23 protein-coding genes are annotated in these 26,086 nt (G+C 43.8%); 10 read left to right on the top strand and 13 right to left on the bottom strand.

The features are described 5' to 3' along the window. Positions 1-71: 71 nt before the first annotated feature. The 6 genes from MED222_RS01320 to pspA form a co-directional block, all read right to left on the bottom strand. Entirely contained in the window at positions 72-3,182 is a 3,111-nt protein-coding gene (locus MED222_RS01320) for an efflux RND transporter permease subunit (RefSeq protein ID WP_009848771.1), read from the bottom strand. After that, entirely contained in the window at positions 3,175-4,260 is a 1,086-nt protein-coding gene (locus MED222_RS01325) for an efflux RND transporter periplasmic adaptor subunit (RefSeq protein WP_009848772.1), read from the bottom strand. Before MED222_RS01325 ends, MED222_RS01320 begins: the two co-directional genes overlap by 8 nt. Position 4,261: 1 nt before the next feature. Beyond that, positions 4,262-5,296 (bottom strand): efflux RND transporter periplasmic adaptor subunit, encoded by a 1,035-nt coding sequence (locus MED222_RS01330; RefSeq protein WP_009848773.1) that lies wholly within the window; start codon positions 5,294-5,296, stop codon positions 4,262-4,264. A 157-nt stretch (positions 5,297-5,453) separates the two neighbouring features. Then, entirely contained in the window at positions 5,454-5,840 is a 387-nt protein-coding gene (pspC, locus tag MED222_RS01335; RefSeq protein ID WP_009848774.1) for an envelope stress response membrane protein PspC, read from the bottom strand. Then, positions 5,833-6,066, bottom strand: coding sequence for an envelope stress response membrane protein PspB (gene pspB, locus MED222_RS01340; protein ID WP_009848775.1), 234 nt, complete (start codon positions 6,064-6,066; stop codon positions 5,833-5,835). The genes pspC and pspB overlap by 8 nt, the downstream gene beginning before the upstream one ends. A 15-nt stretch (positions 6,067-6,081) precedes the next feature. Then, on the bottom strand, positions 6,082-6,753 hold the full coding sequence (pspA, locus tag MED222_RS01345; protein WP_009848776.1) for a phage shock protein PspA: 672 nt from the start codon (positions 6,751-6,753) through the stop codon (positions 6,082-6,084). A 316-nt stretch (positions 6,754-7,069) separates the two neighbouring features. On the opposite strand from pspA, the gene pspF reads away from it, so the two are divergent. The 7 genes from pspF (at position 7,070) to MED222_RS01380 (ending at position 14,249) form a co-directional block, all read left to right on the top strand. Then, the gene (gene pspF, locus MED222_RS01350) at positions 7,070-8,092 is read left to right on the top strand and encodes a phage shock protein operon transcriptional activator (RefSeq protein WP_009848777.1); all 1,023 of its coding nucleotides are present in this window, start codon (positions 7,070-7,072) and stop codon (positions 8,090-8,092) included. 102 nt (positions 8,093-8,194) lie between these two features. Next, positions 8,195-9,817: an ABC transporter substrate-binding protein SapA gene (gene sapA / locus MED222_RS01355; protein WP_009848778.1), complete on the top strand. Its 1,623-nt coding sequence runs from the start codon at positions 8,195-8,197 to the stop codon at positions 9,815-9,817. Beyond that, complete coding sequence (locus MED222_RS01360) at positions 9,817-10,779, top strand: ABC transporter permease (RefSeq protein ID WP_009848779.1); 963 nt, start codon at positions 9,817-9,819, stop codon at positions 10,777-10,779. Before sapA ends, MED222_RS01360 begins: the two co-directional genes overlap by 1 nt. Next, complete coding sequence (sapC, locus tag MED222_RS01365; protein WP_009848780.1) at positions 10,766-11,653, top strand: putrescine export ABC transporter permease SapC; 888 nt, start codon at positions 10,766-10,768, stop codon at positions 11,651-11,653. Before MED222_RS01360 ends, sapC begins: the two co-directional genes overlap by 14 nt. After that, positions 11,653-12,654 carry a peptide ABC transporter ATP-binding protein gene (locus MED222_RS01370; RefSeq protein ID WP_009848781.1) on the top strand — a complete coding sequence of 334 codons (1,002 nt, stop codon included), beginning with the start codon at positions 11,653-11,655 and terminating at the stop codon, positions 12,652-12,654. Before sapC ends, MED222_RS01370 begins: the two co-directional genes overlap by 1 nt. Further along, positions 12,651-13,433: a peptide ABC transporter ATP-binding protein gene (locus MED222_RS01375; protein ID WP_009848782.1), complete on the top strand. Its 783-nt coding sequence runs from the start codon at positions 12,651-12,653 to the stop codon at positions 13,431-13,433. Before MED222_RS01370 ends, MED222_RS01375 begins: the two co-directional genes overlap by 4 nt. Positions 13,434-13,469: 36 nt before the next feature. Continuing rightward, on the top strand, positions 13,470-14,249 hold the full coding sequence (locus MED222_RS01380) for a DUF2927 domain-containing protein (protein WP_009848783.1): 780 nt from the start codon (positions 13,470-13,472) through the stop codon (positions 14,247-14,249). A 93-nt stretch (positions 14,250-14,342) separates the two neighbouring features. Here MED222_RS01380 and MED222_RS01385 read toward each other — a convergent pair whose 3' ends face one another. Further along, a complete protein-coding gene (locus tag MED222_RS01385; protein WP_009848784.1) occupies positions 14,343-14,732 on the bottom strand; it encodes a DUF2750 domain-containing protein in 390 nt (129 codons plus the stop codon). Between the two features lie 149 nt (positions 14,733-14,881). Then, positions 14,882-15,787, bottom strand: a complete 906-nt coding sequence (locus MED222_RS01390) for a manganese-dependent inorganic pyrophosphatase (protein ID WP_009848785.1) — start codon at positions 15,785-15,787, stop codon at positions 14,882-14,884. 201 nt (positions 15,788-15,988) lie between these two features. Between MED222_RS01390 and MED222_RS01395 the strand changes: the two genes are divergently transcribed. Next, positions 15,989-17,203 carry a putative manganese transporter gene (locus MED222_RS01395; RefSeq protein WP_009848786.1) on the top strand — a complete coding sequence of 405 codons (1,215 nt, stop codon included), beginning with the start codon at positions 15,989-15,991 and terminating at the stop codon, positions 17,201-17,203. Between the two features lie 339 nt (positions 17,204-17,542). Here the strand turns inward: MED222_RS01395 and torA are convergent, their stop codons facing one another. The 3 genes from torA to torE are packed head-to-tail and all read right to left on the bottom strand — an operon-like array spanning position 17,543 to position 21,444. After that, the gene (gene torA / locus MED222_RS01400) at positions 17,543-20,005 is read right to left on the bottom strand and encodes a trimethylamine-N-oxide reductase TorA (RefSeq protein ID WP_009848787.1); all 2,463 of its coding nucleotides are present in this window, start codon (positions 20,003-20,005) and stop codon (positions 17,543-17,545) included. Positions 20,006-20,029: 24 nt separating this feature from the next. Beyond that, positions 20,030-21,211: a pentaheme c-type cytochrome TorC gene (gene torC, locus MED222_RS01405; RefSeq protein WP_009848788.1), complete on the bottom strand. Its 1,182-nt coding sequence runs from the start codon at positions 21,209-21,211 to the stop codon at positions 20,030-20,032. A 50-nt stretch (positions 21,212-21,261) separates the two neighbouring features. Then, complete coding sequence (gene torE / locus MED222_RS01410) at positions 21,262-21,444, bottom strand: trimethylamine N-oxide reductase system protein TorE (RefSeq protein WP_008222628.1); 183 nt, start codon at positions 21,442-21,444, stop codon at positions 21,262-21,264. A 436-nt stretch (positions 21,445-21,880) separates the two neighbouring features. On the opposite strand from torE, the gene MED222_RS01415 reads away from it, so the two are divergent. Next, positions 21,881-22,744 carry an ABC transporter permease gene (locus MED222_RS01415; RefSeq protein WP_009848789.1) on the top strand — a complete coding sequence of 288 codons (864 nt, stop codon included), beginning with the start codon at positions 21,881-21,883 and terminating at the stop codon, positions 22,742-22,744. A 313-nt stretch (positions 22,745-23,057) separates the two neighbouring features. Here MED222_RS01415 and focA read toward each other — a convergent pair whose 3' ends face one another. After that, on the bottom strand, positions 23,058-23,900 hold the full coding sequence (gene focA, locus MED222_RS01420; RefSeq protein ID WP_009848790.1) for a formate transporter FocA: 843 nt from the start codon (positions 23,898-23,900) through the stop codon (positions 23,058-23,060). 362 nt (positions 23,901-24,262) lie between these two features. Beyond that, entirely contained in the window at positions 24,263-25,567 is a 1,305-nt protein-coding gene (locus MED222_RS01425) for a hypothetical protein (protein WP_009848791.1), read from the bottom strand. Positions 25,568-25,826: 259 nt separating this feature from the next. On the opposite strand from MED222_RS01425, the gene MED222_RS01430 reads away from it, so the two are divergent. Next, the gene (locus MED222_RS01430; RefSeq protein ID WP_009848792.1) at positions 25,827-26,057 is read left to right on the top strand and encodes a TIGR02647 family protein; all 231 of its coding nucleotides are present in this window, start codon (positions 25,827-25,829) and stop codon (positions 26,055-26,057) included. Positions 26,058-26,086: the final 29 nt, after the last annotated feature.

Raw genomic sequence — 26,086 nt, 5'->3', positions numbered from 1 at the left:
CTACCTATTTTAAATCACTCAGAAATGATAATGCCCCTAAACAGGGGCATTAATTCAAAGACTCACTCATCTTACGAGACTTCAATTTTATGGAATAGACGATACAGCACAGGTACCACGATTAGCGTCAGTACGGTGGCGAAGCCCAAACCAAACATGATGGTTACCGCCATTGGCTTGAAGAAGATATCCGGTAACAATGGAATCATACCGAGAATCGTTGTGATAGCCGCCATACATACAGGACGTACACGACTCAATGCCGCATCAACAACCGCTATATATGGGTCTTTACCTGACTTCATCTCAATCTCAATTTGATCAAGCAGTACGATACCGTTCTTCAGAAGCATTCCAGACAAACTCAAGAAGCCCAGAAGCGCCATAAAACCGAACGGTGTATTCAAGGCTAGCAAGCCTGTCGTTACCCCTATCAAGGCGAGTGGTACCGTTAACCAAACAATCAGAGGCTCTTTCACCGAATTAAACAAGAACACCGTGATTAAGAACATGAACAAGTAGCCTAACGGCATAGTTGTGAACAGTGACGCTTGAGCGTCAGCTGACGACTCGTATTCACCACCCCATTCCAATGAATAACCCGGTGGCATCTCAATCGCTTCTATTTGTGGCTGTAAGCGTTTCTGTAAAGTTGATGCTGTCTCTTCACCCAGTAGGTCAGGATCCGCCATTACCGTCAGCATACGCTTACGGTTCTTACGGATGATCAGTGGATCTTCCCATTCCAATTCGTAGCCTAGTGTTACTTGTTGTAGTGGGATGTATTCACTTAATGCCGGGCTCCAAATCTTCATACCTTCGATGTTGCGAATATCAATTCGCTCATCTTCAGGTAAACGAGCCACAATAGGCATCAGCGTAGTACCATCACGATACACACCAATCGACTTACCAGAGAAAGACATCGCTAGGAAATCATCAACGTCAGATTTGGTAATACCATAACGACGCGCTTGGCTTTCGTTGAACTGAGGCTCGAGTACCTTAGTTCTTTCACGCCAATCGTGACGAACGTTAAACGACCCATTGTCAGCACGCATGATGTCCATAACTTGAGCTGCGATTGAACGTAAAACCGTTGGATCAGAACCCACAATTCGCGCTTCAATTTTAGCACCGCCACCAGGACCTAATTCGATCTGCTTAAGTTTGTAATTAATTTCAGGGAACTGGCCGTTTACATGCTCACGAAAGCGCAACATCAAACCTTCAAGTACTTCATAACTCTTCACACGAACCGTTATCTCACCGTATGCGCTATAACTTTTCTCTGGCGCATAAGTCAGCATGAAACGTTGTAGGCCTTTACCTGCCGTTGTCGTGATGTGCTCAACTTCGTCCTGCTCTGCTAACCAACCTTCAAGCACTTTAAGCTTAGTGTTGGTCGCACGAATATCGGTACCTTCCGGCATCCAAACATCCACTTGGAACATTGGCGTAGTCGAAGATGGGAAGAAGGCTTGTTTTACAAAACCAAAGCCGTAAACACTCGCACCCAAACCAATAATCAGAACGAACATCGTGAGCCACGCACGCTTCATACAGAACTCAAGGAAGTTTTTATAGATAACAAAAACCATCCCGTTGTATGGGTCTTTACCTTCACTATCTGGATCGACTTTCTGGCCTTTGAAGAACATATCGGCAAAGAATGGCGTGAGTGAGATGGCCGTAAACCAACTCAGCATCAAGGAGATAAGTAGAACCGTGAACAAGGTGCCACAATATTCGCCCGTTGAGTCTTCAGACAAACCGATTGGGGCAAAAGCGGTGACCGCAATAACCGTTGCACCAAGCAGTGGCCATTTGGTTTGGGTCACAATATCTGTGGCGGCCTGCATTCGGGTTCGCCCCTTCTGCGTGCCGATCAATATCCCTTCCACCACCACAATGGCATTATCCACCAGCATCCCCAGCGCGATAACCAACGCGCCCAATGAAATACGTTGAAGATCGATTTTGAAGTACTGCATGAAAATAAAGGTACCGAAAACGGTCAATAGCAGTATCAAACCAATCAACAAACCCGATCGTAATCCCATGAAGAACAGCAACACTACGATTACGATCGCAACCGCTTGTCCTAAACTCACTACAAATCCACTAACTGACTTATCGACTTCTTTGGGTTGGTTATAAACCTCAGATATGTCAATACCTACGGGCTGTTGGTATTTCAGCTCGGCGAGCCTTCGATCAAAGGCTTCACCCACTGCGACCACGTTCACGCCTTGTGCAAAAGAAACACCAAGGTTAAGTGCGAGCTTCCCGTTATAGCCAATGATGTTAGTAGGCACTTCAACATAACCACGAGTTACATTCGCCACATCTTTTAGATAGATAAGCCCTTGAGCGCCACCTTCCGTAAGAATCAAATCACCGAGCTGTTCAACATTCTGGAACTCTCCTGTTGGATGGATTCGAATGTACTCGTCACCAATCCTTACAGCACCTGCACTTGAAACAATATTTTGAGTGGATAAAAGGTTAAATACAGTATTTGGAGACAAACCCAGAGAGCTGATCCGTTTCATCGATATCTCAATGAACACTTGCTCTTGCTGTTGGCCGGATACCGAGACTTTACTGACCCCATCAACAAGTTCTAGCTCTCGCCTTAGGTAATCAATGTAATCAAGTAACTCTTTGTAACTGTAACCGTCCCCCGTTACGGCAAGCAAAATGCCGTAAACATCACCAAAATCGTCTATGACTTGAGGGTCATTTACCCCGGGTGGCAGTTGACCTTTCAAATCATTCACTTTACGTCGAAGTTCATCCCAAATTTGTGGAAGATCATCAGGGCCGTAATTATTCTTCATCGTTACCGTAACCTGAGACAGGCCACGACTAGAGATAGAGTTAACTTCATCAACATAGGTAAGCTGTTGAATCGCTTTCTCTAATGGGTAAGTCACTTCCTCTTCCACTTGCTGAGGCGTCGCTCCCGGATAAGAGGTCACTACCATGGCATCTTTGATGGTAAAGGCAGGATCTTCTAAACGGCCCAAACCAAAGAATGCAGACACACCACCAATAAGAAAGATCAGTGATAGCATCCAGCTAATGACCTTATTTCGTATAAAATAAGCCGCCACTCCAGTGATTTGGTCATCACCCTGTTGATCGTCACTTTGGGGCTTGTTATTGACTTCACTCATTGTTCGTCTCCTGAGACAATACTTCCACTGTCATCCCATCTCGCAATCGCGATACGCCTGCAACAACGACATGCTGCCCCATTTCTAATCCTTTGATTATCTGCAATGTTTTCTGATTCGCTTTGCCTAATACGACTTGCTGTTTAGATACTGTATTGTCGTCATTAAGAATCCACACGTAAGAGTTTTGACGAGTTAACTCATCCCCATCGGCATTGAACACAGCCTCAATAGGAATAAGTACGCCGGCTTTTAATTTCAACCCGATATCACGCCCATTTGACGTGACCTCAACGGCCATACCGTCAAGAATCAAATCATCTTCTGGCATAGGTAAAGCAAGCGTGACGGTAAATGTACCTGTGTTTGGATCGGGTTCAGTCGTAAACTCTTTTATCCCCGCACTGTATTCATTCCCACTTGGAACTCTAACTACTGCCTCAATATTCGAGATAGTCGCTTCATTTGGTTGATTTACATAGATTTGGTCAGGCAATTGGATAACAACTTCAACATCCTCAACACTGTGAATATTCACAATCTGTTGGCCAACCTGAATATTTTCGTATTGGTCAACACTGACACGAGAGATAATTCCATCAACCGGTGCGCGAAGCTTGGTAAATGACAAACGCAGTTTTGCCAATTCTAACTCGGCATAAGCGATTTGACGCTGAGCGGCAATCTCATCGAATTGAGACTTAGCCAATAACCCCTTTTTGACCAACGGACTTGAACGTCTGTATTGGCTGTTAATCACTGTGTATCTAGCTTGAGCGTTATCAACGTCCAACTGATAATCTGTTGGATCTAACTCGGCAAGAACATCACCCTTTTTAACTTGTTCACCTTCTTTGACATCAAGTTTAAAAATCTCACCAGCGACACGGAAACTTAGGTGCGCTTTCTCAGCAGCATTAGCCACTGCTGGAAAATAGAGTTTATCGTTAAAGTCTAAGACGGAGATTTCAATGGCTTTAACAAGAGGAAGCTTTTCGACTTCAGTGACACCTTTGTCTTTACAGGCTGTCAACAACGCCAAACATGATAGGCCGATGGCTTTTGATACTGTCTTCATGTTAGAGCCCCCTTTCCTTGATCCACTCACGAACTTTGACACCAGTTTCTAATCCATTAACGCCCGAGGTCACAACGCGATCTCCGTCGTTAAGACCCGAAATAATATGCCGTTTTTCATCAATGACTATCGCGACTTCTTCGACGATACCATCGTTGTTAACGCGCCATACTGAGACATCATCTCCATTGGTCATCATTGCTGAGGTTGGAATTTTTGTCGCCGCTGCTTGTGAAGAAACAAGGTTAACCGTGCCAGACATACCCGGCAGGATGCCTATATCAGTCGGTCTCTCCATTACCATAGTGACCTTGTATGAACCGGTTTTAGGATCGGCTTCGGTATCGACTTCTTGAAAGGTGAGGACATAAGAATGTTCAGGGAAGGCATCGAATACCATAGTTGCGTCTGTCTCAAACCCTGCAGAAAAGCGTGCAATTAATTGATCAGGCAATAAGAAGACAACTTTGAGGATCTGATTCGTTTGGATATTCATTACACCTTGCTTAGCCGCGATGTATTCGTGGTTTTCAGCAGGAATAATAGAAATAGTACCCTCATAAGGCGCAACAAGTGTGGTGTAGCGAAGATTAGCTTTTGCTTGATTTAAAACCGCTCTCGCAGAGTTATGATTTGCTTTCGCTTGGTCAAAATCTTGCTCAGAAACCACTCTATCCTTACGTAGCTTAATGGAACGTTGGTATTGCACATCGGCAAGTTTGAAGTTAGCTCTTGCCTGCTTTTCTAGCAACTGATACTCATCAGGATTAAGCGTTGCCAATGCATCACCTTTGGAGACCTGTTGCCCCGCAGTGACATCGATCGTTTTTAGTAAACCGGGGACTCGAAATGCCAATACGGCTTTATCGCCCGCTTCAGTAGTCGCAGGAAAATTTCGTTCGAAGGCATTGTTACCGACCGAGACGGTGAAGAGTTTGGCTGGTCGTGATTCGGGTTCTGGAACCGGAGGGAGCTCCTTACCACACCCAGATAACCCGGATAAGGTCACCAATAGGACTAGGGAGGCTTTGTACATTGCGATCATCCATATCTATAAATATTTTATTAACATAGATTAATCACATGTAACTTACCAGTTATCGTAAGATTTATTTAGACAAAATTATTAAAAAAAATAACGGCTTGGGATAAATTTTCCTAAACCGTTATCTAATCTTTTTAAGGCTTAACCACTACATGTTCTTAAATGCACGGTCGACTTTAAAAGTGTCCGAAGTCACATAAGCTTCCATATTGCGTACACTGGTCTCTAACGTCTGGAAATCACCCTCTAAAGTGCCCAACAAAGACTCTGCTGTTTGCCCTTTTTCCCAGGGTTTTTGCTTGAGTGTGTGCTCTTGTTTGGCTTTCATCTGATCGACATATTGAGGTGGTTGTTTTTCAAGCATAAATGTCAAAGCTAAATACGCTAATAACACCAAAAAGCTACCACCTAGCAGTGCGGCTGAGATCACTAAGATACGAACCAACCAAACTTCAATACCAAAATAGTTCGCTAATCCGGCACACACGCCAGACAATTTACCGTTAATCGGATCGCGATACAGTTCTCTACTCATAGTTTCGTCTCCAGTTAGGTGACTCCGCATCCAGTATTTTTTCTAACGTTTTCACTCGGTCTTGCATCGACTCAGCTTGCTCAGAAAGCTTATGCAGACGCTGAAGATCCGTTTCTGAAAGACCATTGCTGGATTTCTTCTTGCTGCGGTAGTGTAAAAATAACCATAGCGGTGCCACGAAGATCAAAAAGACAATCAGTGGACCTGCAATTAGAAATGTTGACATAGACAACTCCTAAAATTATTTATCGCGGTTTTCAACTTGTTGCTTCAGTTTCGCCAGCTCTTTTTCAATCTCGTCTTGAGCTTGTAGCTCTGCAAACTCTTGGTCTAAAGATTTTGCGTTACCGGTTTTTGCGTAAACGTCAGCTTCAGCTTCTAATTCATCCACTTTACGTGAGAATTGCTCAAACTTCGCCATTGCTTCGTTGGTTTTGCTTGAATGCAGATGTTTTTGAACATCGCGACGATTGCTTGCTGCATTATTGCGAATCATTAGTGCTTGCTGTTTTGCACGAGTCTCGGCGATTTTGGTTTCAAGCTTACCGATCTCACTGGTTAGTTTTTCGATGGTTTCATGAACCAAAGTTTGCTCGGTATGAAGGCCCTTGATGATATCTTCAAGTTTTTGCTTTTCGATTAGTGCCGCTCTAGCCAGATCTTCACGTTGTTTAGTCAGGGCTAGTGTCGCTTTATTCTGCCAATCTAGAATCTGAGTTTCGATAGCTTCAACTTTACGTGCTAGCTCTTTCTTGTCTGCAATAGCTTTTGCTGAGTTAGTACGAACCTCAACCAGCGTGTCTTCCATTTCTTGAATAATGAGGCGAATCATCTTTTCAGGATCTTCAGCCTTATCTAATAGTGCACTGATGTTTGAATTTACAATGTCTGCAAAGCGAGAAAAAATACCCATAAGAAACTCCTTAATTGCAATAATGGCAAATAGGTTTTAAATCGTTTTTCGATTTCTCAATCCACTTGCTCAAAAATCTACGTTTGTTGTTAAACCTACCATAAGTAATCCAAGTAGCGTGCCAACTTTTAAGCCATTGTTTATCAAACACTTACAATAAAATGGTGATTAACCCGAACCATGCTATGATGAATTTAGCCAAGTATTGGTATTTTTCACCACCACAGCTTTGTGACTAATGCTATTTACATCAAGTGATGTAAATAAAGCTCTCTATATCATGCCCATTGGAAATCAGACCATACAAGGACCCATTATGCAGCAGAATCTCATTGGTGAATCCCCTAGTTTTCTCTCTGTTTTGGATAAAGTGTCTCAACTCGCACCAATCGAAAGACCGATTCTGATCATCGGGGAGCGTGGTACAGGTAAAGAGTTAATCGCTCAAAGGCTGCATTACCTTTCAAGGCGCTGGGACCAGCCATTGATCTCACTGAACTGCTCAACCCTTAGCGAAGGGTTGATTGATTCAGAGTTATTTGGTCATGAATCAGGTTCTTTTACCGGTTCAAAAGGTCGTCATCAAGGTCGTTTTGAAAGGGCTGAAGGTGGAACTCTGTTCTTAGATGAACTAGCGACCACCCCCCTTGCCGTTCAAGAGAAGCTATTGCGTGTTATTGAATACGGGCAATATGAGCGTGTTGGCGGACAAAAGGCGCTAAGTGCCAATGTAAGACTGGTGTGTGCGACCAATGCTGACTTACCAGACATGGCGTTAAAAGGCGAATTCAGACCCGATTTATTAGATAGACTGGCGTTTGATGTCATTACTATCCCACCTCTTCGCGAACGAAAAGAAGACATCACGCTGCTAGCAGAATACTACGCCATTAAGATGTGTCGAGAGTTAGAATTGGAGCTGTTTGTCGGTTTTGCTCCATCTGCTGTTGAGGCACTATTGGATTATTGTTGGCCGGGAAATGTGAGAGAACTCAAAAACGTCGTTGAACGAGCTATCTACCAGCACGGTAAAGATCCATATCCTATTGAATCTTTGGTGTTTAACCCCTTTAAACCAACATGGCAAATAGATCAAGATTCCACGCACGAAACTGGCAATGATCTGTCCAACAGCCATACTCCATTAGAGCACTCATTTTCTTTGCCGCTTGATTATAAAGCATGGCAAGAACAGCAAGACATTAAATTACTCAATCAAGCACTAAAACAGAGCAAGTATAACCAGAAGCAAGCAGCAGAATTACTTGGGTTAACCTATAACCAATTACGAGGAATGGTGAGGAAGTACGCGATTGTAGGGCAAGCTAACGATAAATAGCTGTCCACACTTGATTATTATTTGGAGCCGAATAAATAAAATGTTAAATTGTCGGGATCTTGAGGCTCCTCTAACGCCTCGTTTCGAAAAGTATTTCTTTTTATGAAAGCACTAATAAGACTATCACTTAGCATCTGCACGCTTGGCTTTTTAGCTGGATGTGGTGAAAGTGTCACTCACGAGCAAATCCGTGAAAAAGGCTTCATTTATTGCGGCCAAGGTAATCCTAGTACCTTCAATCCACAATTGGTTGATAGTGGCATTACCTCAGAATCGCTGAGCCCTCAAATTTTCGATACCCTGCTCACTCTTGATCCTATGACTTACCGACCAAAACAGAACTTGGCAACAAGCTGGTCTGTCGATAAATCAGGTACAGAGTACACTTTCAAGCTGCGCCCTAATGTTGCGTTTCAAACCACAGATTGGTTTACCCCAACCCGCACCATGAATGCACAGGATGTAGTCTTTAGTTTTGAACGAATTATTGATAGTTCAAACCCATTCCATTATGTGGGTGGCGGTTTATATCCATGGTTCGCTGGCATCGACTTTCAAAACCTGATTGTTGAAATCACAGCGGTGGATGACCTAACGGTGAAGTTCCAGTTAAGTCGCCCAGATAATTCATTTCTTAACAATATCGCCACCAGTTATGCGGTTATCCACTCCAAAGAGTATGCCAACAAGCTGATTACCACAGATGAAAAAAATGAAATAGACTCCAAGCCCGTAGGCACAGGCCCTTTCTACTTGGATGAATATCAAATTAATGATCTTGTACGCTTGAAAAAGAACAAGCATTACTGGAAGGGTGAAGTACAAATGGACCAAGTCGTATTTGATACTTCCCAACGTGGTACCGGAACACTGGCCAAGCTGCTTCGCAATGAGTGTGACGTGTTGAATTCTCCGATCTCTAGCCAAATCCCAATTATTCAAGCTCATAAAGAGTTAAAGATTTCCGCCACGCCTGCGGTGAATGTCTCTTTCATCGCGCTCAACACTGAGCACCCTGCACTGCGTGACTCTCGTGTAAGAAAGGCGTTGAATTTGGCCATCAACCGCCAAAACATTCTCGACTCGGTTTATTACGGTACGGGCACGAAAGCCTACACGCTGTTGCCTCCAACTTCTTGGGCTTACCAAAAAGACAGTGTTCAAGTTCGCTATGACCGCAACTATGCTGTTGCGCTTCTTAAAGAAGCTGGCGTAGAACCTGGGCTAGAGTTGTCAATGTGGGTGCCTTTAGAGCCACGCGCATACAATCCAAGTCCAAGAAAAACGGCAGAACTGATCCAAGCAAACTTGGCTGATATTGGTATTGAACTCAAACTCTATACCGACGACCGATTTGACCGAACACAGCTGTCTTCAATTTCCTCAACAGATTTGTTGCTCACAGGTTGGATTGGCAGTACGGGCGACCCAGACAACTTCTTGCGTCCACTTCTATCATGTAGTTCGGAACGCGCGGGATTAAACGTCTCTATGTGGTGCAACTCAGACTTTGATTTCCTTCTCGACTTGGCATTAGAGATTAATCAACAAAGGCATCGCGTGAACTTGTATCGACAAGCCCAAAACATTCTTAATGAAGAAGTTCCTGTGATACCTCTCGCTCACGGCGTGCAATTCCGTGTGCACGATCGTTCGCTAGCAGGTTTTAAACGCAGTCCTTTTAATGCTCAACCTTTTGATCAAGTCAGAAGGGAGGTGAACTGATGTTTTGGTATACATTAAGACGTGTAAACTTATTCATTATTACACTTGGAATTCTGACTTTAGTGGGCTTTGCTCTACTTCGATTAGACCAAACCTCACCTTGGGCAATTCAAGATTTTTGGCCCGGCTGGCTTAGCTACGTCACCGAATTATCGACGCTGAATTTCGGCCTGAGCAAACACGGTGTTCCTATCATCGAAGAGCTTGTCGTGGTATTCCCTGCGACGTTAGAATTGTGCTTCTTTGCTTTTTTACTCGCACTGTTTATCGGCATCCCTTTCGGCACAATTGCCGGTATGAGACAAGGAAAATTTGTTGATACCACCATATCGTTTACTTCAATGGCAGGCTACTCAGCACCTATTTTTTGGGTCGCATTGCTAATGATCATGGTGTTCTCACTGCACTTCGAGATGTTCCCTGTTGGGGGGCGATACGATCTACTTTACGAAATTGAACACGTGACTGGCTTTGCAATGATTGATGCCTTCTTTGCCGAAGGTAACTATCGAGCACACGCCCTACAGAGCGTAATAGACCATATGGCGTTACCTTGTCTTGTTTTGGCGCTCGCTCCAACAACCCAGGTTATCCGACTAATGAGAGCGTCAGTGGCTGAAGTGATGGCTCAAAACTACATCCGTGCCGCACGAATCAAAGGTCTTTCAACAAGAGAGATCGTCACTCAACACGTATTAAGAAATGCAATACCACCGATTATTCCTAAGGTCGGCGTTCAACTCTCCAGTATGTTAACGCTCGCTATCATCACCGAGTCTATCTTTAACTGGCCGGGTATTGGCCGCTGGTTGCTGGATGCATTATCCAATCAAGATTACGTTTCAATTCAAGCTGGTGTAATTGTGGTAGCAACCTTGGTTTTGACCGCGAATATACTGTCCGATCTACTGGGCGCGATGGTCAATCCTCTGGTAAGGAAGGAATGGTATGCTAACAAATAACGTCTACCAAGAAGAACAGATTCCAACCCAATTCGAGCGTTTCTGGCGCAGCTTCCGTGGCAATAATCTCGCAATGTTTGGACTATGGTGTTTGGTCTTGATCATTTTGATCACCATCACTTCACCATGGCTAGCACCGCATGATGCTCAAGAGCAGACGGGACACCTACTAACACCTCCTTCTTGGGATCCTGCTGGAACAGTTGAGTATTTTCTAGGTACTGATGATTTAGGCCGAGATATTCTATCCCGTCTGATTATTGGCTCTCAGCTGACATTTGGTGCCGCAGTGGTGATTACCTTTATCGCAGCAGTCATCGGTTGTCTGATTGGCGTACTTGCAGGTATGACTCGCGGGTTGTTATCAAGTACGCTAAACCACCTGCTTGACACAGTAATGTCTATTCCGTCGCTGCTACTCGCGATTATCTTCGTGGCATTTCTTGGCTTTGGCGAGTTTAATATCTTGCTAGCCTTATGTTTGGCATTGATTCCACGCTTTATTCGTTCGGTATACATTGCCGTGCATGCAGAAGTAGAAAAAGACTATATTTTGGCTTCTCGCCTTGATGGTGCGAATGACTTCTACCTGTTATGGAATTCAATCCTTCCTAATATTCTTACTGTAGTGGCACTTGAAATTACACTGGCATTGTCAGTCGCCATTCTTGATATCACGGCCTTGGGTTTCTTAGGGCTTGGCGCTCAAGCACCCAGTACCGAATGGGGCTCAATTTTGGGTGACTCTGTAGAGCTGATTTACCTTGCGCCATGGACAGTAACTCTACCCGGCTTAGCCATTATGTTTACAGTGATCGTGATTAACCTTGTCGGTGAAGGTGTTCGCCAAGCGCTAAATGCAGGAATCGAATAATGCCGTTACTTGATATTCGACATCTAACTATCGAGATTGAGACCCCTCAAGGGATGGTTAAAGCAGTAGATCGAATGAGTATTACCCTCAATGAGGGAGAAATTCGTGGCTTAGTAGGTGAATCAGGTTCTGGTAAGAGCTTGGTTGCAAAAGCGATCGTTGGTGTTTGCAAAGAAAACTGGAAAGTGTCTGCCGACCGAATGCGCCTTGGCAATATCGACCTGCTACAACTGACGCCCAAAGAACGACGCCGTGTGATCGCTCGCGATATCGCGATGATCTTCCAAGAACCATCGACGTGTCTTGACCCTTCCGAAAAAGTAGGACGCCAGCTAATAGAGGCGATTCCTTCGCGTTCATTTGAAGGTCGATGGTGGCAACGGTTTAAGTGGCGAAAAAAGCAAGCAATAGCATTACTGCATAAAGTGGGGATCAAAAATCACTCTCACCTAATGGACAGTTATTCTTATGAGTTGACCGATGGTGAGTGTCAAAAAGTCATGATCGCCATGGCGATCGCTGCCAAGCCAAAAGTGCTAATTGCCGATGAGCCAACCAACGATTTAGACCCGATTACGCAGTCTCAAATATTGCGCTTATTGAGCCGAATGAATCAACTTCATAACACGACAATTCTCCTCATTGGGCACGATTTAACGACCATCACTCAATGGGCGACACGAATAACCGTGATGTACTGCGGTCAGTCCGTTGAGTCTGCAGATACGACAAAACTGTTGGATGTACCAAAGCATCCTTACACCGTTGCACTGCTAAAAGCGATGCCCGATTTTAACGACTGGATTCCCCATAAAGAAAAACTGCAATCTTTACCAGGGTCAATTCCGCCGCTGCAGCACCTTCCGATTGGTTGTCGACTTGGACCACGTTGTCCATACGCGCAAAGACAGTGTGTCGAGATCCCGCATACTAAACGTATAAAGACCCACAAATTTAACTGTCATTTCCCTCTGAATATGGAGAAGAAAAAGAAATCATGAGTGCATTATTAGAGGTCAGTGATTTATCTAAAGACTTTACGACTCGCTCTGGTCTTTTCCGTAAAAAGATTCATCAGGCAGTGAAGCCAGTTAGCTTTTCCCTTGAAGCGGGACAGACTATTGGTTTTATCGGTCAGAATGGGTCGGGGAAATCGACATTAGCTAGAATGCTAGCGGGTATGGTGGAACCAACAGCAGGTGAGATCCGAGTGAACGGTGAAAAGCTAGAACACAAAGACTACTCAACTCGCTGTAAACTGATTCGAATGATCTTCCAAGATCCGAACACCTCGCTAAATCCACGCATCCAGATTGGTCGAATCCTTGAAGGACCGTTGAAGCGAAATACCAACATGCCACCAGAAGCCCGCATGCGCCGCGTAAAGGACACATTATTACGTGTTGGGCTTCTACCAGAACATGCTTACTTCTATCCTCAGATGCTTGCTGCAGGCCAGAAGCAGAGGGTTTGTTTGGCTCGCGCATTGATACTTCAGCCTTCCATCATTGTGGCTGATGAAGCGTTGAATGGTTTGGATATGGCGATGCGTTCGCAAATCATCAATCTGTTCCTAGAACTTCAAGAAGAGATGGGCGTATCGTTCGTTTATGTTTCCCAACACATCGGCATTGTTAAACACATCACAGATAAGATCATCGTCATGCACGAAGGCAATGTGGTTGAAAGTGGCGAAACACATGAAGTACTGACTAACCCAACTCACCAAATCACACAAAGGTTAGTTGAGAGCCACTTCTATAAAGCACCAAGCCATTAATCGGTGATAGCGCTATATTCCGCAAAGGGGAAAGATATGTTACCAAGAGCTTCAATGCTTTCCCTCTTGTTGGCGCTGCTGTCCTTTAATGCAGCAAGCACAACACTCACATGGCTAGATAGAACCTTCGTCGAAACTGCCTTTTATCACGTCGCACTTCAACACGAATATTCACAAGGCGACAAGCTCCTCGCTAAATGGAAACAACCTATTAAGATATGGATCGATCATCGAGTGGGTGATAAAGACCTGCATCAGGAGCTCACGGAACTTCATCTCCAACACTTGTCCGAAGTGACCCAGCACCCCATAACAATCGTTAAAAATAAGTCTGAAGCGAATGTAAAATGGATATACACGAGGCAGAGTCAGTGGATAGCTGAAGCCAAAACTGTACTCAAACTGAAATCGACACAGCATCTAAACAGCGCTATCTGTACTGCAGGTTATCGAACTAATTCCAAAGGGGAGATTGTATATGCAGGAATTGTGATCCCAGTAGATCAAGCGAGAGCAAGAGGAAAGCTGGTCGCATGTATTGTTGAAGAGATCACACAGGTTCTAGGCCTGCCGAATGATTCAGATAAAGCCTACCCTTCTATTTTCAATGATCACACGCCAGAAGACTTGTTATCCCCCTTAGATGTAGTGCTGCTAAAGCTACTGTATGAACCTCAATTGAAAGTGGGAATGACAAAAGAACAGGCAAAACCAGTTGTGCGAAAAATACTGAAAAGATACAGCAAAACAGGTGTACTTCAGCAAGCTTCAGAAGCCGCTCAACAAGCACCCTTGTATCAATTAATTGGGTACTGACGAAAATACGTTGGAAAGCAGCTTAGAAGGGAAGAATAGAACAACAGCGTTGCCCGAGGTAAGACAACGCTGGCTTACAATTTGACGAGAGAATTAGCGCTTAGCAGCCTGCTTCTTCAGCTCGAAGTCGAACTCATCCGAGAACAAGATAACACCTTCTTCCTGTTCGTTCGGGAACACAACAACTGCAAGCTCGTCGTCTTCTAGACCGTTAGTCCAACGGCTATGCCATTTGTTTAGTGAAATAGACTCAGCTTTACACTCAGACCAATCACCCGTCGCCCAAGACTCCGCAAACTCTTGATTTGGCCATACAGGAACACAGTCTTCATCTTCTGTGTTCAGCATTACACAACCGTGTTCATCGGTTAAGATCCATACTTCACGGTTCGCTACGATTTCTTTCACACAGTACTTCAGGCGTTGCTCACCCGTATACTTATTGATTTCAGCGATTTTTTTATCGTCTAGCTGTGTAGTCATCTCAATTTCCTACTTTAGTCAGTAACTATGTTCTTAAAGCTATTTTATGCCGAGTGTTTTTAACTTCAAACACTATCGATGAAGAAGAAAGCCTACTTCAAAGAAAAACGCCTGCTAAATTAGCAGGCGTTTATAATTAAGCGACTTGGTTAAACAAGCTCGCCTTGAAGCCAAGGCCAACCTTGCTTCTTACGGCTCAATGTATTTTCCATCATCAATACACCGTCTTTCTCGAATTTAACCAGCTTATCAGCCCACTCACCTTTGTATAGAAGACGAGTTTGAGCTGTAGTGATATCTGTCAGCATTACTGCAGCGAATGCTAGACCATCTTTCTCACAACGCGCTTCAAGATCAGCTTCTAGCGCTTCGATCATGCCGTCTACTTGCTCAAGAGTCGCAAGCTCAACTTGACCAACGACAACATCACGACCGTTGAATGGGTAGCCTTTAAGGTCTTTTTCTACTAACTGTGCAGCAGATAGGCCTTCGATGTTTGTCTTAGCAATTAGAAGCGCTTTGATAAATGCATCAACGTCTGTTACGCCAGCGATTTCAGCAAGCTCAGCAACCGCGTCTTTGTCTTTTTGAGTACATGTTGGAGAAGCAAAACCAACTGTGTCTGAAAGAATTGCAGACATCATCAGTTTAGCGATTTGTTGAGAGATAGCGTGACCTTCAATCTTAAACATGTTGAAAAGTACTGTATTTGTACAGCCAACAGGCCAGATCCAAGCTTCCATAGGGTTAACTGTCATCACGTCACCTAGACGGTGGTGATCGACAATACCTACGATCTCAGCATCAGCTACATCGTCTGGTGCTTGTGCAAGATCTGAGTAGTCTACTAGCCAGATTTTCTCACCAGCAACAGAAGTACGAAGTTCTGGCTTTTCAGCACCAGCGACTTCTAGAATGTGTTGAGTTTCGCGGTTGATCTCGCCTTGGCGAATTGGTGTCGCTTCCTCGCCACGAGCTTTAAGAAGCTCAGTTGCAACTAACGCACTACAAATACTGTCACTATCAGGGTTTTTGTGACCAACAACTAAAATCATGTTTCTTCCTATTACACTAACAATTATGACTCTACCTTTAGAGTCTCTCTTTATTAGGCATACTTTACCTCATTTTTTTAGATTGGTCATGTTTCGTGGGTTTGGCCAATGGTAACAAAAGATAAAAAAACAGCGAATGCAATTGATAATTATTATCATTCGTATATGATTATCTTAATACACAAATTTTGAGTGACACTTATGGATCGACTAATCTCTTTTTTGCCAAGCAGCAGCGCTGCGAAAACAACTCAGTTTTCACTGTCTTTTAAGCGCCTGCTTTTACCTATTTCACTTGCGGCGTTAGTTGCAGCTCCTGCTACGCGAGAATTGACGGTCACTACCTTGTCTGACGCCTTCTGGGCAGTGTCATGTTACGTTGCGCTAACCCTAGCGATTTACCACTGGTTAAGTCTATACATCAATAAAGATAACGTCTTCAATAAGCTCGTCCATCAATCTCGTTCAAACCAAGTTGTATTCGCCGCGCTAATGGGCGCATTGCCAGGCTGTGGGGGAGCGATTGTGGTCACCACACAATTTATTTCAGGCAAACTCGGATTTGGTGCGGTTGTGGCTGTACTCGTCTCAACCATGGGTGACGCGGCCTTCCTGTTAATTGCTAGCGAACCCAAAACAGGTTTAGCCATGATGGCGATGGGTGTAATCGTGGGTACCGCCTCAGGACGAATCATAAACTTGTTTCACGCAGACGACTTTTTACGCCCGAAACAGGCAGAGAGAAATGAAGCGGAAAACAGCTGTACCTCACAACCTCAAGATCAAAGCCCTGTCTCTAAAAAAGCGATAAACCTTCAGGGTTACCTATGGTCTGTGCTTATTATTCCGGGAGCCGCTGTTGCCCTGCTTGGCTCTTTTCAAATCGATGTAAACCAGTTGCTGACACTGCCTGAGATGTCTATGGAATGGACGGGAACGATTTTACTGATCAGCTCGATGTTTTTGTGGGGGCTTACTCGTGAAATTGAGGATTACAAATCGGCCGTAAGTGAAGATGAAAAATGTATAGGTTCTCACCCACTACAAAAAACAGCTCAAGATACAAACTTTGTCACTGCATGGGTGGTGGTGGCTTTTCTTTTCTTCGAGTTTGGCTCTGTGCTTGCAAATGTCGATTTTGCGACGCTATTCTCAAGCTGGGGGATGATGCTCCCCCTGGCGGGTGTGTTGATGGGCTTACTGCCGGGGTGTGGTCCACAATTGTTGGTCACTAGCCTTTACCTTTCAGGTGCACTGCCACTTTCAGCTCAGGTCGGTAACGCAATTTCAAATGATGGTGATGCTTTATTCCCTGCTATCGCAATGGCACCGAAAGCGGCTCTTGTGGCCACATTATATTCAGGCATACCCGCATTAATCTGTGCATACGGTTATTGGTTTATGTTCGAGATTTAACTCAAGCTGATTCAATTCCATAGGTCTCTATTAGGTCGATACTTTGTATCGGCCTTTTTGTTTCCGTCTGCCTAAGTCCTTACAACAGATTCTTTTTACACTCCCTTCCTGCTTCATTGTTCATTGTTCATTGTTCATTGTTCATTGTTCATAGTTCATAGTTCTACAGCCTATCCAAACGGCACGTCGTTATAGCCGGTCTCAAAAACGCCCCCTCTTGGCGCTATGACAATGCTTAATTACAAATCCCGCACACAGGCTAGAAAAACAAAAAGCCCCTGTAAGAGTGCTTACAGGGGCTTTAATTCAAGCTTTAATCTTGGTTCTTAAGTACAAGACTTAAGAAACTTCGATTGGACCACCGAATGAAGTTACTGGAGGCAGTTTGCCTTGGAACTTCTCGAAGTTAACCAAACATGTGTTTGCTGACGTTGCTTGAGCAAGTTCAGACGTACCGATGTCTTGAGTTAGTGTGTTTGGATCGCCGTATGTATCTAGCGCCCCCACTTTCTCGTTGATCGGGCCATACCAAGCGCCTTCTTCGATACGAACAACACCAGGTGCGTAGCTATCCATTAGAACAGCACCTGCTAGTAGTTGACCACGGTCATTGAACACACGTACTACGTCGCCATCTTTGATGCCTTTCTTCTTAGCATCGATTGGGTTGATGTAGATTGGCTCACGGCCTTGTACCGCGTAAGTCGCACGCCACTCTTCAGATTCACACATCTGAGAGTGAAGACGCTTGTCTGGGTGACAAGATTGTAGCCAGTACGGATGTTTGTCAGAGCCTGGACCACCGTGTGAACGTTCAGATTTCTCAAACCACATAGGGTGTTCTTGACAGTGCTCGTAACCCATGTTGCCAACAGTACGGCTTGTGATTTCGATGAAACCAGAAGGCGTACCTAGTGCGTTGATCTCTGGATCTTCACGGAATGATGCGTGGCGAGTCCATGGCTTACCTTTACCGAAGTCTAGGAAACCTTTCTCCCAGAACTCAGCAAACTCAGGCATTTCGAAGCTGCCTTCGTTTGATGCACGACATTCGTCATACAGAGATTTAACCCACTGCATTTCGTCCATACCACGCGTGTAATCGTCGTAACGACCCCAACGCTTAGTTAGGCTAGACATAATCTCGAAGTCAGTTTTAGACTGGAACAGAGGATCGACTAGTTTGTGCATCGCGATCAAACCACGACCAGAGTACGCGCCGTAACCATCAATATCGTTACGTTCCCACTGAGTACATGCAGGAAGCACGATATCAGAGTGACGACAAGTTGCAGTCCAAGCGAAATCAACAGCCACTACAGTTTGTAGGCTCTTGAATGCTTTACGCATCTTGTTGCGATCTTGGTGGTGGTGCCACGGGTTATTACCACTGAATACCATCATCTTGATATCCGGTAGTGTAACCGTTGAACCGTTCGCTTTGATCTTCTTACCTGGCTCTAGCAAGCTATCTACCCAACGAGCAACAGGGATTACACGGCTGTAACCGTTGTAATCAGTGTTAGTGTGCTTAGGCGATTGACCTTGGTCGATGTTCAACGGGAATGAACCCGGAGCAGCGAAGCCAGTTGAAGAAACACCGATACCAGAGTAATGGTGACCGTAAGAGATACCACCGCCAGGTAGACCGATTTGGCCAACCATTGCTGCGATAACGGCACACATCCAGTAAGGCTGCTCACCGTGTTGTTGACGTTGGATACTCCAACCGACAAGAATCTGCGTACGACCGTTAACCAGCATCTTAGCGAATTCACGGATAGAGTCCGCGCTTGCACCACAGATAGCCGAAGCCCACTCAGGTGTCTTCTCAACTTTATCTTTCGTTTCACCTTGAACGTACTTGATAAAGTCTTCAAAACCTAGACAGTAAGTTTCGATGAACTTCTTGTCGTATAGATCTTCGTTGTAAAGAACGTGAGCAACACCAAGCATGAACGCCACATCAGTTTGTGGGTTGATGTACATTTGCTCGTTTTCTAGGTAACGGCCTGTTTTGTTTTTAACAGGGTCAACAGAAACAACGTTGATCTCTTTCTTAGCAACTTTTTCTTTCAGCTGTTCTAAGTATGCGAATGACTCGTGAGTCTCACATGTCCAACCTACTTGCAGGTTTTTAACTGGATCGTTACCCCAAAGAACAATGTTGTCACTGTTTTCTAGGATAAGTTCCCAAGATGTACCTTGTGCGTAAACTTCAGTAGAACCTAGCACGTAAGGCATGATCGTTTGACCAGCACCTGTTGAGTAGTCACCGATTTTCTTCACAGAGTAACCGTGAAGTGCCATTGCACGTTGCATATGGTTAGTACAGCTGTGGAACTGACCCGTTTGTCTCCAACCAGTTTGACCTGTGTGAAGCGCCCATGGACCGTAATCTTTCTGTACGCGCTCTAGTTCGCGGTAAACAAGGTCTAGTGCCTCATCCCAAGTCACACGAATAAAACGGTTGTTACCACGCGTGTCTGCGCTGTATTTATGCTTCTTCAACCAATCTAGGCGAACCATTGGGTAACGCACACGTGATGGGCTGTAGATAATACCTTTAATACCTTTCAACATCTCAGTTGGGTGTTGATCGATTTCTAGAGGTTTAATCTCTTGTACTTTACCCGCATAAACGCGAGCTCGGAATGCACCCCAGTGAGAACCAGAGACTTTCCACGCGCCGTCTGTTTCTGCTGCAGACGCTGATGCCGACGCCAATAAGCTTGGACCGATAACCGATGCCGCACTTGTAGTAGCGACACCTTTCAGAAAACTTCTTCTTGTAATTGCCATTGTGTTACTCCAATTGACGTCTTATTAGTGATGGCCTTCAGAAAAATCTGATGAGTGCTTCTGTAGATACTTAAGAACAAGTGCTTCTGTATCTGTATCGAAGTTAACGAATGCAATCATACCATCTAACATGCCTACCCAACCGTTAGCGCTGAAGTGAGCTTCATCTGGCTGTGAGTGACACGTTGAACAGTTAGATTGGTACGCTTGACCCGCTGCGTTCCAAATTGGATCGAAGTTATCAACCATAGACTCTTTCTTCATCCAAAGTGCTAGGTTAACTTCTTCCCATGGAAGGCCAGTAAGCTCATCTTCTTTCTTCTCACCAACAGTGATAACGTCACTTTGAGATACTTCTTTGGTCAAGATTGCAGTTGAGATGTTCATACCGAAGTCTTCTTGGATTACACGTCCGAAGCCTTTCGCTTTACGCCAACCATCGATTTGAATCTTGATCATGTCGCCTTTTTCGTCGATAACCGCAACTTTACTTGCAGGACTTAGTAGACCCGCTTCAACCGTTGCTGTTTCATCTGTGTACATTGGTAGGTGACGAATAGAGATCACGTCAGAACCATTTGCGTAAGATGTGCTGCTTGCTACATTTTCTAGCTCGCCAACAATACCGCTTGCTGATGCCATATCCATTGGAAGGTTGTGAGCAATACCTTTATGACAGTCAACACAGCTTTGATCACGTTCTGCTGCATTCTTCATCTGGATACGCGCTGTTGGGCGCATGTTCTCGAAGTCCATTGAATCGTAGTTGTGACAGTTTTTACACTCTAGAGATTTGTTCGAAGAGAAACGATCCCATTCGTGTTTAGCCAGTTCGATACGACGAGCTTCGAATTTCTCAGGTGTATCTAGGTCACCAAATACTTGAGCGAATACTTCTTTAGATGCTTGCATCTTACGAGCGATTTTTGCTGTCCATTCATGTGGAACGTGACAGTCAGGACAAGTAGCACGTACACCAGAAGTGTTTTTCCAGTGAACCGTTTCTTGTAGTTCTACGTACACGTTGTCACGCATGGTGTGACAACTTACACAGAACTCTTCTGTATTTGTGTGCTCTAGAGCTGTGTTAAAACCGCCCCAGAAAATAACACCGGCGATAAAGCCACCCATAGTTAGTACACCAAGACTGATGTGTACTGCAGGGCGAGTCATTGTGCGCCATAATTTAACTAAAAATGATTTCATGTTTAGCTCTCTTAAATATTGATTTTAAAAAATGTTGTTACTAGAGGGCATTACATGCCGCCGTGAGCACCAGGAGGTCCGAATACAAACACTTGCAGTGCCCAAACTAGGAAGCCGTAACCGCCTACAAAAGCCACACTTAATATTGGAAAGAGAACCACCGCGATGAAGAGGAAAGACTTCCACTCCAACGAGCGTTTTTCGCCAGTTTCAATTTTATTAACATCACTCATACATTTTGCCTATTTTGTATTTAGTAATTTCGAGTAACCCATTCTACGGGGCTAAAGTTCTTGAGTATCTAACAACAAATTTTAGACCATACACAAAGTAGGGTTCAATCAAATCCCCCGTTATAACCCTTGCTAATCAATACTTTTTTGAGGTCATCCAAACTTGTTTTCAGTTAAACAAAGTTATTAAAAAGTATTAACAAATGTGAAGAATTAAGTATATTTCACAAATGTTAAAAACCAACATGCACGCAACCATCTGACAACCAATTTTAACTTTTTACCTACTAAGTAGTAGCTAAAAAAGCCTCAAACAACCACTATTTTGTGTTTTGTTTGTTAAATGATTGATCATTTTTAGAATTGGTGACTTTACAGTTGAAATGCATCATTTGGCACTTTCAGATATGATGGAGACCACTTAAAAGGAATCATTATGCAAGACGTTATTGATATATCTTGGTGGCAGTTATTGTTCTTCAGCTCACTTCTCTTGCTACCCATTACCATCAACCACAAGTTAAAACTCGGCCTTGGTAAAGAGGCTTCTGTCAGCATAATCCGTATGGTTATTCAGCTATTTCTAGTGGGACTTTACCTAGAATACTTGTTCACCTTAAATAGCTTATGGGTCAATTTACTGTGGCTATTTGCAATGATCATCGTTGGGGCAAGCTCAATTGTTGAAAAATCTAGGCTCCCCAAAAACCTACTTTTAGCTCCTATAGCCGTTAGCCTTGCTGTAACTTGTGTACCTATTGTCTTGTTTATCTGCTTTTTCATCATTAAACCGACACCGGTTTTTAACGCACAGTACCTTATCCCTATTGCAGGGATGCTGTTAGGTAATAGCTTAAGCAGTAATATCGTGGCATTGCAGAATTTGTTTGGGGCTTTTGAAACGCAGAAATCAGAGTACGAAGCGGCTATCGCTTTGGGCGCGTCTCCTTCCTATGCAGCCGCGCCTTTTGTTCGTAATGCGATACAGAAAGCGATGTCACCAATTATGGCCTCTATGGCAACTACAGGCTTAGTCACGCTACCGGGAATGATGACAGGACAGATCTTAGGTGGTGCATCACCAATGATCGCGATTAAGTATCAGTTGATGATCATGTTAGCTATCTTCGTGATGATGAGCTGCTCTTTAGCACTTGCACTTCAGCTCTCATTGAAGACATCTCTTACTAAAGAAGGCCGAGTTCTCGCGCAAATACAGCATCGAAATAGCCTCCCTACTCCACTTAGATCTGGTTACTCACTGAATTTGAGACAGGTTATCCACAGAAATTGTGGATAACCAAATCAATATAGATCCTTTTTTGTCCATTCCCACCTAGGGAAAGATCATTACCTTTGATCTTTGGGTGTTTTCAAAGACATATACACACACGGTGATCATCGCTATTGAGCGTTCACATGATAATTTAAGAAATGAATAAGTAGGTTTTCCACAAATAAAAACGGCCTGCAATGCAGGCCGTCTTGTAAATGTCATAAGTCAGTTCAGTGTTTTCACTGAGTCCAAGTTACCCAGTAAACTCGTAAACTGGATTAACCGCGTAATCGGAATTAATCACGAAACCTTTGCTTGGTGGATCACGCCACCCTTATTAGTCACGTAGGTAGATCAACCAGTACCACATACCAACAAAGATACCACCGCCAATGATGTTACCAATGGTAACGGGCAGCAAGTTGTTCATCAAAAAGTCCATCATGTTCAGATCAACATAGTCCGCAGGGTTAGCGCCTGTCATTGTCCAAAATTCTGCGGGAGCAAATGTTTTGATACCGATAGCTAAAGGGACTTGGAACATGTTGGCAATACAGTGCTCAAAACCGGCTGATACGAACATCGCAACAGGTAAAATCATAACTGCGATTTTGTCAGTCAGTGTACGTCCACTAAACGTCATCCATACCGCGATACAAACCAACACATTACACATGATGCCAAGCGCGATAGCTTGGATAAAATCATGGTGCATTTTGTGTTGGGAAATCGCCATGGCATTCAAACCCACTTGTCCATGATCGAACATGTACTGTTTAGTCAGAAGCATACAGGCCACCAGCAGCAATGCACCAATTAAGTTACCTACATAAACCGTGGTCCAGTTCTTAACTAATGTACGCCAGGTAATCTTGCCACTTGCGCGAGCAACAAGCGTCAACACCGAGCTGGTAAACAATTCACCACCAGTAACAACAACAAGGATTAATCCTAAGCTAAAAGCTAGACCACCCAATAAGCGAGTAATACCCCACGGTAAATCACCAGCACCGGTAGTCACGATAGTGTAGAACACAAACGCGATACCAATATGTATGCCAGCAGAGATCGCTAGGAGAAAAGATTTGATTGGATCTTTGGTTGCTTTACCTACGCCAATATCTGCAGCGCGCTCAGCCATTTGTGGCGGTAATAATGAGTCGAATTGGTTTAGATTCATGATGATTTACATTTTGAAACATGTCGTCGGGAGCGCGATAATCCTCTCTTTCATTTCTGAATTCAAGAGCTATTTTAAGCTCGAAATGCCTCTCACAATCCTGTTGAAAGAAATTAGTCCAAGTTATTCCAAATTCATACGACTTTAGTAGTAAAAATAAAACTCTGCTGAATGATTAGTTATCAGCATAGAAAACAACACATCTATAAATATCAACAAGTTACGTTAAAACCAAAGGAATAACGTACACTATAATGACTCAATGGACACTTTTGTTTTCAGATTTTGACATAGATCAACAGAACGTAAAAAAGCGCCCTTAGGCGCTTTTAACTCAATCACAAATAAAGAAATTAGTCTTACTAAACCGAAGGTTCAACCATTTCTTCTAATGATTGTTCGTTAGATGCATCCTCTATGCTAGATTCAATACTAGGAAGAATCACATCAGAGTCACTTTCGCTGGCAACTTTACCACCTAAGCTTTTCAAACTATCCACTAACTCTTCTAGGCTCTTTATATGAGCATCACTCTTGGTAACCTGATCATCTAACAATTGGTTGTGCTTGGTCGCTTCAACCAATTTCTGTGTTTGTTTCTGATTATCACTTTCTAACTTAGCGAGTCGCTCAGTCAAAGTTTTAATCTCTGACTTTAATGACGCCGTCATGTCTGAGCCTTTCAGCGCTTTAACACTCGCTACAATTTTTTGAGACTGAAGACGCAATACAACATCACGGTGATCTTCACCATTAACCACTCGTGAAATGCTCAATAACTGGTTCTCTGCATTCAAAACCGACTGTTCGAACTGGTCGCCTTTTACGCTCGCTAGTACTTTGACTTCATGAGCAACACTGCGCACGTGGTTTAATTCGAACTCTGCAGCGTGAACTGCGTCTTCAATGATCGACTTTTCACGGGGACTGGCTTTCACTTGGCTTTCTGCTAAAGCAATTTGAGATGCCGCTTTAGCAAACGTCAGTGGAACAACGTCATCGAAATCTTCATCTTCCAAGAACTCCAACTCATCCTTCAAAGGTTCGATGTACTTCTTGTGGGCCACTTTAACTTCTAACAAACTCGCGTTATTAAGAAACTCTACCTGTGCTTCCTGAGCATCTTCAAGTTCGTCGACCAGCACATACTCAAACAGCTCGCTGTATTCTAAATACAAGCGCTTGTAGCTCGATGCAAACATAGTGTCGGCACCAAGAAACTTTAAGTAATCCATTTGCACTATCGAGTCGGCTAATACTCTGTCAGCCTTTTCCTTTAGCACTAAGATCGAGTCATAATTTGATCGAATCAACGCGATTTTTTCATCAAAGGCTTCGGCGTAAGTTAATGTCGAAAAAATCGAGTAACTCTTGGTTAACCGTGTTTGATCTTTCAGTAAATCCGCATAAATGCTTTCAGCATCATCCCAAGCGTCTAATAGTTCATTGTAATTCTCTGGAGCATAGAGAGACAATTGAGCGTGTTCTTCAAGCTTAGCCTCCCACTCGGAGTAAACACTTTGGACAGACTGAAATGAACGGACCTCTACTGTTGATTCATTGTCATTTGTGGTTTGGTTCGCGCCTGTCTGCTCTGAGGGTGTACTTTGACAACCTGAGATAGCAAATAGCATACTGATCGTTAATGCTACTTTGTTCACTCTCACTGATGCGTTTCCTTTTTATACAATATTAGCTGGATGCAATATATTTCTAGTGACACAATATATTACAACCACTTCCCAATAAACATCGTTCAGAATTTAAGTGGCTGCAAATCACGCAATCTAACTAAAATAAACCCACCATACGACGATTAATCATTCAATTTGGTATCACTTATCAATTCTATTTATTTGCTATTGCTTGAGCCGTTAATGCGCACTAAGGTGAAGGTAGAGAACGTTATGAATATATAGGTTAATTATGAAGTACAACGCTGAACATATTGCTGATTTAAACCTCCTTCTTCAATTTGATGTAAGTAGCGCCGCTACTGGAATTAAAGTTCATCAAGAGGCTGCTCAAGAAACTCAAGACGCTGTTAAGCGCCTATTCGAAAAGAATCTTTGCACTCAGCCAGACGGTGGTTACCTAACAGACGAAGGTATCCAGATGGCAGAGCGCGCAGACAAGTTACTTCGCGTACTGAACTAAAACTCCACGGTTCTAGTAAAAACTCCACT

The sequence above is a fragment of the Vibrio sp. MED222 genome, assembly GCF_000153005.1.
Classification (GTDB): Bacteria; Pseudomonadota; Gammaproteobacteria; order Enterobacterales; family Vibrionaceae; genus Vibrio; species Vibrio tasmaniensis_A.
The sequence above is the reverse complement of the archived record's forward strand: the minus strand, read 5'-3'. Positions and strand labels throughout refer to the sequence as shown.